8 protein-coding genes are annotated in these 7,994 nt (G+C 66.8%); all 8 read right to left on the reverse strand.

What is annotated here, in order from left to right; translation table 11 throughout:
• The coding region (locus KVS71_RS15265) for a nucleotide sugar dehydrogenase (RefSeq protein WP_217584946.1) at positions 1-712 on the reverse strand (712 nt) is incomplete at its 3' end.
• A gap of 64 nt (positions 713-776) precedes the next feature.
• Positions 777-2,660, reverse strand: a complete 1,884-nt coding sequence (locus KVS71_RS15270; RefSeq protein ID WP_217584947.1) for a DUF6541 family protein — start codon at positions 2,658-2,660, stop codon at positions 777-779.
• Positions 2,657-3,394 carry an ABC transporter ATP-binding protein gene (locus KVS71_RS15275; RefSeq protein ID WP_217584948.1) on the reverse strand — a complete coding sequence of 246 codons (738 nt, stop codon included), beginning with the start codon at positions 3,392-3,394 and terminating at the stop codon, positions 2,657-2,659. Before KVS71_RS15275 ends, KVS71_RS15270 begins: the two co-directional genes overlap by 4 nt.
• Positions 3,391-4,326, reverse strand: a complete 936-nt coding sequence (locus tag KVS71_RS15280) for an ABC transporter permease (protein WP_368874962.1) — start codon at positions 4,324-4,326, stop codon at positions 3,391-3,393. Before KVS71_RS15280 ends, KVS71_RS15275 begins: the two co-directional genes overlap by 4 nt.
• A gap of 74 nt (positions 4,327-4,400) precedes the next feature.
• Entirely contained in the window at positions 4,401-5,102 is a 702-nt protein-coding gene (locus KVS71_RS15285; RefSeq protein ID WP_217584950.1) for an acylneuraminate cytidylyltransferase family protein, read from the reverse strand.
• On the reverse strand, positions 5,099-6,142 hold the full coding sequence (locus tag KVS71_RS15290) for a nucleotidyltransferase family protein (protein ID WP_217584951.1): 1,044 nt from the start codon (positions 6,140-6,142) through the stop codon (positions 5,099-5,101). The genes KVS71_RS15285 and KVS71_RS15290 overlap by 4 nt, the downstream gene beginning before the upstream one ends.
• On the reverse strand, positions 6,139-6,783 hold the full coding sequence (locus KVS71_RS15295; protein ID WP_217584952.1) for an acetyltransferase: 645 nt from the start codon (positions 6,781-6,783) through the stop codon (positions 6,139-6,141). Before KVS71_RS15295 ends, KVS71_RS15290 begins: the two co-directional genes overlap by 4 nt.
• The gene (neuB, locus tag KVS71_RS15300; RefSeq protein ID WP_217584953.1) at positions 6,776-7,873 is read right to left on the reverse strand and encodes an N-acetylneuraminate synthase; all 1,098 of its coding nucleotides are present in this window, start codon (positions 7,871-7,873) and stop codon (positions 6,776-6,778) included. Before neuB ends, KVS71_RS15295 begins: the two co-directional genes overlap by 8 nt.
• Positions 7,874-7,994 lie beyond the last annotated feature (121 nt).

The following is a 7,994-nucleotide window of genomic DNA, read 5'->3' on the forward strand; positions in this document are numbered from 1 at the left end:
CGAGGCGGATGACCTCCCAGACATCGATGCCGAAAGAGTCGGACACGGAGGAGTGCTCGTTGGCGAAGGCGATGTTGTCGTCGCGGAACGAGTTCTCAGTCAGCTTGACCATCTCAGCCGTCGTTGAGTCCGTGACCAGGAGATCTCCGGTGACGAACGACCCGTAAAGCGCACGGGCCCTCTCGCTCGCCTCGTCCGTCGTCCCGCCGATGATGCGGTCGTTCTCGACGATCTCCCGCATGATCTTTCCCGGCAGCACACGCTCGGGGGCGTGCGCGAACAAGACGGAGCCCGCAGCGAGGTCCGGACGCACATCGCCGAGCCGGCGCTCGAGACCGGCCGTGGTTCCCGGAGGGGAAGTCGACTCGAGGACGACGAGATCGCCGGCCTTGAGGAAGGGAGCGATGTCGTCGAATGCGCGGTCGACGAGGGTCATGTCAGCGTGCTTGTGGCCATCGAGCGGTGTCGGCACCGTGAGGATGAACGTGTCAGCCGGGCCGGGACGATCCGTGGCCGTGAGAGCGCCCGACGCGACGACCCCGCGCACCACTTCTTCCAGTTCCGGCTCCACGATGTGGATGCGGCCGGCGTTGATGGTGTCGACGGCCCGTCGGTTGACGTCGACTCCGACGACGGTGTGTCCATGTGACGCGAGCACCGCGGCGGTAGGCAGACCGATGTAGCCGAGGCCGATTACGCAAACGTTGGTCATGTACTTCCCTTGCTTTTGAGACGCACCCAGCCTAGCCGGGATCGGACTGTGGAAGCGCTGCGGATCAGTCGCAGCCGGTCACCTCGTAGAGGACGGCATCGCCTTGCCGGTCGACTTCGGTGAGGATGGCCGACTCGTCCAGATCATGGAGACCTTCGTAGGTCGTGAAGTGGTTCTGGAAGATCTCCCGGTCTCCGAAATCGAAGACGTAGTCGACGTTCAACGACTCGAGCGCATCGCACACCTCGGCGTCGCCGGTGACCAGGTACCGGGCGAGAAGGTCCGCGTCCGCTCCGTACCGGCCGGTGACGTGCGGGAAGACGACCGGAGTGCCCGTATAAGCGAACACCAGTCCGGCACCCGTGAGCGGATCGCCGAGCAGCGGTCCATCAACATCATCGGGAATCCGCTCGAACAGGGCCGCTTCGTCGGGGGTGAGCCCCTGTGATTGCGCATCGAACCGGAAGCTCGTTCCCCGCATGAACCGGAGCTCGTTCGCGAGCGCGGAGAGATGCGTCAGCCCGAGGGCGACGAGCACGATCGCCGCGACGACCGTGAGGAGACGGCGTCCGCCGCGCCACCCCGCCACGAGCCAGGACCACACCATATGAGCGCCGACGGCCGCAAGGGGGAGGCCGAAGATGGCCAGCAGCGCACCGACCCGTGTGGTGTCGTCGTACCAGACGCCCACGATGGCGCTCCGGAGAGGCAGCAGCGGCAGCCAGGTGGACACGACGAACAAGAAGACACTGACGGCGTAGCCACCGATCACCCCCCACTGCCGACCCTTCACGACCTTCCATACCCCGATCGCGGCGAGCGGCCCGAGGAGGAGACCGGTGCTGCGCCCCACCGGGCTGAGGAACGCGACCTCGCCGATGGCCTGCGCGAGCGTCGCCCCCGGCCGCCACTCGTGGGTGGTCACGTTCGCCAAGTGCCAGACGACTCCGAGCACAAGGAGGCCGATCACGACGACGACCGCGAGCAGCACACGCTTCTGTGTGCCCGCACGTCCCCAGGCGCGCAACGCGCCCCAGAGGCCGAACGGCACGAGCAGGGCGATCGCTGCGAGGAGCGCGGAAGGATGGGCGAGCGCGGTCGCACCGATCGCGCCGACCAGCAGAACGAGAAGTGATACTCGCTGATACACGCCGATTCCAGGCCGGAAGGTGAGCACCGCGACAGCGATCACCACAGGGATCATCACCGTGCCCAGCAGGTTCGGGTACAAGACCCCCCAGTTGAGCAGACCGAGGGGCATGACGGTGAAAGCGAGGGTCAGCAGCGGAGCCCAGAGGGAAGCCGTGCGATAGCGAGCGAAGAGCACAGCGGTGAGCGTCGCGATGGCGGCGGGCCATGCCACCGCGATCACCGCTATCGTCACCGCGTTGGTCGCTTCGACGACGCCCGACGCCACCGGGACCACGAGCGAGACCAGGGCATGCCACAACGTCGGGTAGAACGCCGTCTTCGCGCCGGGCACCGCCATCGTCATGTGCAGGGGCGAGGCATCCTCGTTCTGAAGGATGAACTCCACGGCGTTGAGATGGAACAGCCCGTCGTACAGCTGAGACGGGTGGTCCGAGCCCCCAATCCCGACGGCGAGGATGGCGGTCCAGAGGACAGCAGCGGCGACGAGCCCCAGCCAGACCCACCGCGATCGGTCGCCCAGCGGGACGAATCTGCCGCGCCCCAGCAGGCGCACCCCACCGGCGACAACGGTGAGGAGCAGGGCGATGAGCACCACGGGAAAGAGCGACCAGGCGATCCCGAGGACCGGGGCAACGACGCTCGCGGCGCCGATGACGGCGAGTGAGAGTGCGACCGCCCCTCCCAGAAGAACGGCCCCCCGGAGACCGAACAGGATCGCTGCAGGAAGCCCCGGCGCGATGAGCAGCGTCACGCCGAGCGCCACGGCAGGAGCAGCCGCCGACCAGCTTTCGATCATGCGTCGACCAACGCGATCGCGCCCTCGATACCACCGTCGTAGACGACCCTGCCTTTGTTGATCACGACACCCCGCACGCAGAGCTGTCGGACCATCTCCATGTCGTGACTGACGACCACGAGAGTCTTGCCCTGCTCGATGAGCTCTTCGAACTTGAGCCGGCATTTCTCGCGGAACGGCGCGTCACCCACCGAGAGGATCTCGTCCACGAGGAGCACGTCGAGCTCGACGTGGATGGCGACGGAGAACGCCAGGCGCATGAACATGCCCGACGAGTAGTGCTTGACCTCCTGATCGATAAACGGCTCGATCTCGCTGAAGGCCACGATCTCGTCGTAGCGAGCCTCGATCTCGTGCTTCTTCATCCCAAGGATGGCGGCGTTGAGGAACACGTTCTCACGTCCGGATAGCTCCGGGTGGAATCCGGCTCCGACCTCGATGAGCCCGGCGACGCGACCTCGCGTGAGGACCCGCCCCTCATCCGGCTCCATCACGCCGGAGACGAGCTTGAGGAGCGTCGACTTGCCGGAGCCGTTGAGCCCGAGGACTGCGACGGACTCCCCTTCACCGATGACGATATCGACGCCCTTGAGCGCCTCGAACTCGCTGGTGAGCTTGCGACGCTTGATCCAGGACACCACTGTGTCCTTGAGGGAGAAGGCGTGGTTGAGCGTGAACCTCTTCTTGACGCCGTCGATGATGATGCTCGGGCGGAGCGTGGTTGGAGCACTCATAGATCCTGTGCGAACCTTCCTTCAAGACGGCGGAAGACCAGCTGCCCGACGAGCAGCATGGCCACGGCGATGAGGAATGTCCACAAGGTGTTCCAGCCGAGTCCCGGTGGAATCGCTTCGAGGTGCGGGCCGCTGTAGCCGGCCGCGGAGATCATTCCTTCTGTAGCCGGGCGCCAGAACGCGAAGTGGAAGAGCTCGACTCCCTGGGTGATCGGATTCAAGAGGTAGATGTCCAGGAGCCAGCTTGGCCAGCCCATCGTCTTGACCGCATCGAGAACGGCCGCCCACGAATACAGCACCGGGGACGCCCAGGTCGCCAGCAGGAGCATGAGCTCGACGATGTTCTCGGCGTCGCGGTAGCGCACGTTGACGGCGCCGAAGAACAGCCCGAGGCCCAGCGCGAAGATCATCACGATGATCATCGCTGCGAATATCGCCAGGACGGACAGGATCGAAAGGTGCGCCGCCCAGCCGAGCAGCAGACACACGAACAGGAGCAGACCGACCTGGGGAAGGAAATGCACGAATGCCACGATCACCGCGGATACGGCGAAGAGCTGGCGCGGGAGGAACACCTTCCGTACGAGCGGTGCGTTGCCCACGATCGAAGTCGTCGCGTTCTTGAAGGCCTCGGAGAAGAGATTGATGACGACGATGCCCGAGAAGAGGTACACCGCGTAGTTCGGTATGCCGTGGTCCAACTTCATGAACAGGCCGAGGACAACCCAGAACACGAGGAACTGCGCCGCAGGTCGCACGTATGACCAGGTCCAGCCGAGCACGGAATTGCGATATCGCGTCGTGACCCCTGTGCGGACGAGGAGCATCAGAAGGTAGCGCCAGCGAACCACGTCCATCAGTCCTCGGCTCTTGCCGGGGGTCGCGAAATCCGCGCGCGGGACCGCGGCGAAAAGATCTCGGGTGTCAGTCACAGGCCCACTCATTCGGGTGTCGTCGCAAACCACGACAGTCTATGCCAGGGGCTTCGGGGAATTGCTGAGCGCGATCAGCATCGCTCATCCCGTTGCTCCATCAGCCACTCGACGATGCGGAAGTCGAACTCGCTGTCCACGTCGACGGAACGTTCAGCGGGCATCTCGTACAGGATGGTCGACGGCAGGAAGACGACCTGGTCCTCCAACAGCGCCTGCCGCTTCCACACGTAGATGGAGCCGTTCATGTCGAAGCACCGCGGCGCGTCCTGCCGCCGGAGCACCGCGTCGTCAGGCTGCTTGCTCACGGCGACTGTGCCGTCCGGCTGCTCCTCGACGAGGTTGAAGTACGGATTGCGCCGCGCTTCCGCACCCGTGATCAGTGACGCGGCCTCCGATTCCTCGAACATCCGCACGGCCGTGCGGATGTCGTCCAAGGTGCGGAGCGGACTGGTCGCGTCGAGGTCCACGCACACGTCGTAGGTCCTACCGGTGCGCTGCTCCGTGGTGCGCACGGCGTGGGCGATGGCGGGGACCTTGCCCGCCGTGTCCGTAGCCATCTCCGGGGGTCGGCGCACGACGCCCGTCGCGCCGTACTGCGGGGCGAGAGCAAGGATCTCCTCCGAGTCGCTGGAGACGACGACCTCGTCGAAGAGTCCTGTCGCCGCAGCTTGCGCCACCGAATGAGCGAACATCGGCCGCCCCGCGACCATGCGGAGGTTCTTCCCCGGGACTCCCTTCGAACCGGCGCGCACGGTGATCGTGCAGATCCTCATCTGGTTCTCCGTTCCCACGCCACCCTGGCGCGTTCGAGATCTTCCGGTCTGCCCACATCGATCCACTCTTCGCGGATCTCATAGGCGGCGACCGAACGATCGACGTCCATGAGGCGCGACAACAGCGTCGGCATGTCGCAGTACTCGTCCTGTTCGAGCAGTTGCAGGGCGTCCGGATCGAGAACATAGATCCCGGCGCTGACGAGCTCGCTGTGATACGGCTTCTCGGCAAGCCCGGTGACGCGGTGGCCGTCACGGCGGATGACGCCGTACGGGATCTCGAAGCCGTACTCGCGCGCTCCGATCGTGGCGGTCGCCCGCGCATCGCGATGGAAGCCGAGCATGCGCCGGAGATCGACGTCGGTGAGCAGGTCCGAGTTCATCACCACGAAGGGCGAGGTGATCTCGCCGCGCAGCTGGGCGATCGCGCCGGCTGTGCCGAGCGGCATCGGCTCGTGCAGGTACGTGACGTCCAACCCGTGCGCGCTGCCGTCGCCGAGATGCTCCTCGATGAGATGCCCGAGGTGGTTGACGGACACGTGCACGCGGCGGAACCCCTGACTGCGCAGCCTGCCGAGGATGATGTCGATCATCGGACTGTCGCCCAGGGGGACGAGAGGCTTCGGGATGTCCTTCGTGATCGGGTAGAGCCGCTGCCCCCGGCCGCCGGCCATGAGTACCACTGACGTCGGAAGCGGCGTGGCGATGCGCTCGCCCTCGCCGACGACGTCGACGATGCGCCCGTCGTCGACAACCGCGACGACGCGGATGCCGCGTCTCGCCTTCAGCTCGTCGACGGCGTCCTGAGTCGCCGTCGGAGGCACCGTGGCCGGGCTCGCGTTCATCACCCGGTCGACACGGTCCTCGAGCGATGCTCCGGCGAGGAGGCCCCGACGGATGTCGCCGTCGCTCACCGCTCCGACCAGTCGCCCTCCGTCATCTTCGACGAAGACGACCTGGCGTCGGCTCCGGTCGAGTTGGGAGAGCGCGTCGCGGATGCTCGTCTCCGGGTGCACGGACAGGTCGGCGTTCGAGCTCATGCCGGTTCCCTTCTCTCGGATTCGATGGCCCTGGCCGGCACGCCCGCGACCACAGCCCCCGCCGCGACGTCCCTGATCACGACGGCGCCGGCACCGATGACGCTCCCGGGTCCCAGCGTGAGTCCCTGGCTGACACGGGCACCCAGACCGACGTGGGCGCCCTCGCCGATCCGGACACCGCCGGCGATCACCGCACCGGGAGAGACGTGCGCGTGGGCGTCCACCAGGACGTCGTGCTCGATGATCACCCCGGAATTGATCAGCACGTTCTCCCCGATGACGGCCCCGCTGTTCACGAGCCCCGCGGCGAGCACCTGAACCCCCGCCGCCAGGCGGGCCCCAGGGTCGACGAAACCTCGAGGATGGACGACCTGCGCCGCCCGCAAACCGTATGCGACGGCCCGCTCATACAGAGCGCGCCGGGCCCGCGTCGACGCTGTCGAGCCCAGCCCGTTGACGAAGAGCACGTCATCCGCGCGGAGCGACGAGAGCAGGTCGTCGTCGCCGAGGTACGGACAGTCCTCGCCCAGATCTCCGGCCTCCGGCGCGAGATACCCGCGCACTCCGAGCCCCAGAGCGCGTGCGGCCGCCAGCACGGACTTCGCGTGTCCCCCGCCGCCCAGCAGAACCAGCTCACTCATCGATGAGCTCACCGCGTCGGTATGCCCGGGACGCCAAGCCGCCGACGACCTCCCAGAAGTCGAAGGAGGTGCGACCCGTCGCGGGGCGGAAGCACGCGAGGTCCTGCTCCGTGATCACGGCGCCGGAGGGGATGTCCCGCGCGGCCACCAGACTGCGCCGCACGACCGCGCGGTTCCCCTCCTCGACGCTCTGCGCCCGCTTCTCCGACGATCCGAGCATCGCCGGCACGCGGCGGACCGCCGCGACGTAGTCGCGCAGGCCGTCGGGATCCAGCGAGGCCGCGTGATCAGGTCCCTCCGCGGCGACGTCGAATGTGAAGTGCTTCTCGAGGACGGTCGCGCCGAGCCCGACGGCGAGCACGGAGGCCAGCGAGCCGAGCGAATGATCGGAGTAGCCGACCCTGTGCCCGAACGTGCTCGCGATGGTCGGCATCGCTCTCAGGTTCAGGTGCTCGTCCGCTGCCGGGTACTCAGTCGTGCAGTGCAGGATCGTCACGTGCTCGTCGAACCGGATGCGCTCGTTCCGTGCCTCCCACGCCCTGGCGAGCGCGCTCTCGGTGAGGCGCTCCGAAGGCTCAAGCACACCGTGACGCTGCCCCAGTCCCGCGGCGAGGAAGCGCAGCGCCCTGGCGATCTCCTCCAGATCGGCCATGCCCGTGGACAGGATCACCGGCAGCCCGCTTCGGCCCGCTTTGACCAGGAGCGGGGCGAAGGTGAGATCACCCGACGCGATCTTCACGAGAGGAATGCCGAGCTCGTCGATGAGGAAGTCGAGACCGTCGAGATCGAAGGCCGTGGACAGGAACCGTATTCCGCGCTCGTCACAGTGCGTCCGCAGGGCTCGGAACTCCTCACGGCTCAGCTCCAGCCCGCGGAGGAGGTCATGCTGGCTGCGCGCGTCTTGGTCGGACACCCGCTGATAGTCCGCGAGCTCTGCCGTCTCGAGCGCGAGCGCATCGGCGGAGAAGGTCTGGAACTTCACCGCGTCCGCCCCCGCGTCGGCGGCGAGGTCCACGAGCTCCTTGGCGACATCGAGCGAACCGTTGTGGTTCACCCCCGCCTCTGCGATCACGAACACATCAGCGGCCATGGTCATCTCCCTGTTCGAGATCGTGGAAGGACTTCTTCGGCGGGCGCGGGATCTCCGCGTCTCGCAACGTCGCCGCCGTGCGGGCGGGGGAACCCGGCCGGCCGAACGGACTCTCCCGGTC

This window comes from Microbacterium sp. GbtcB4, from assembly GCF_019091465.1.
GTDB classification, from domain to species: domain Bacteria; phylum Actinomycetota; class Actinomycetes; order Actinomycetales; family Microbacteriaceae; genus Microbacterium; species Microbacterium paraoxydans.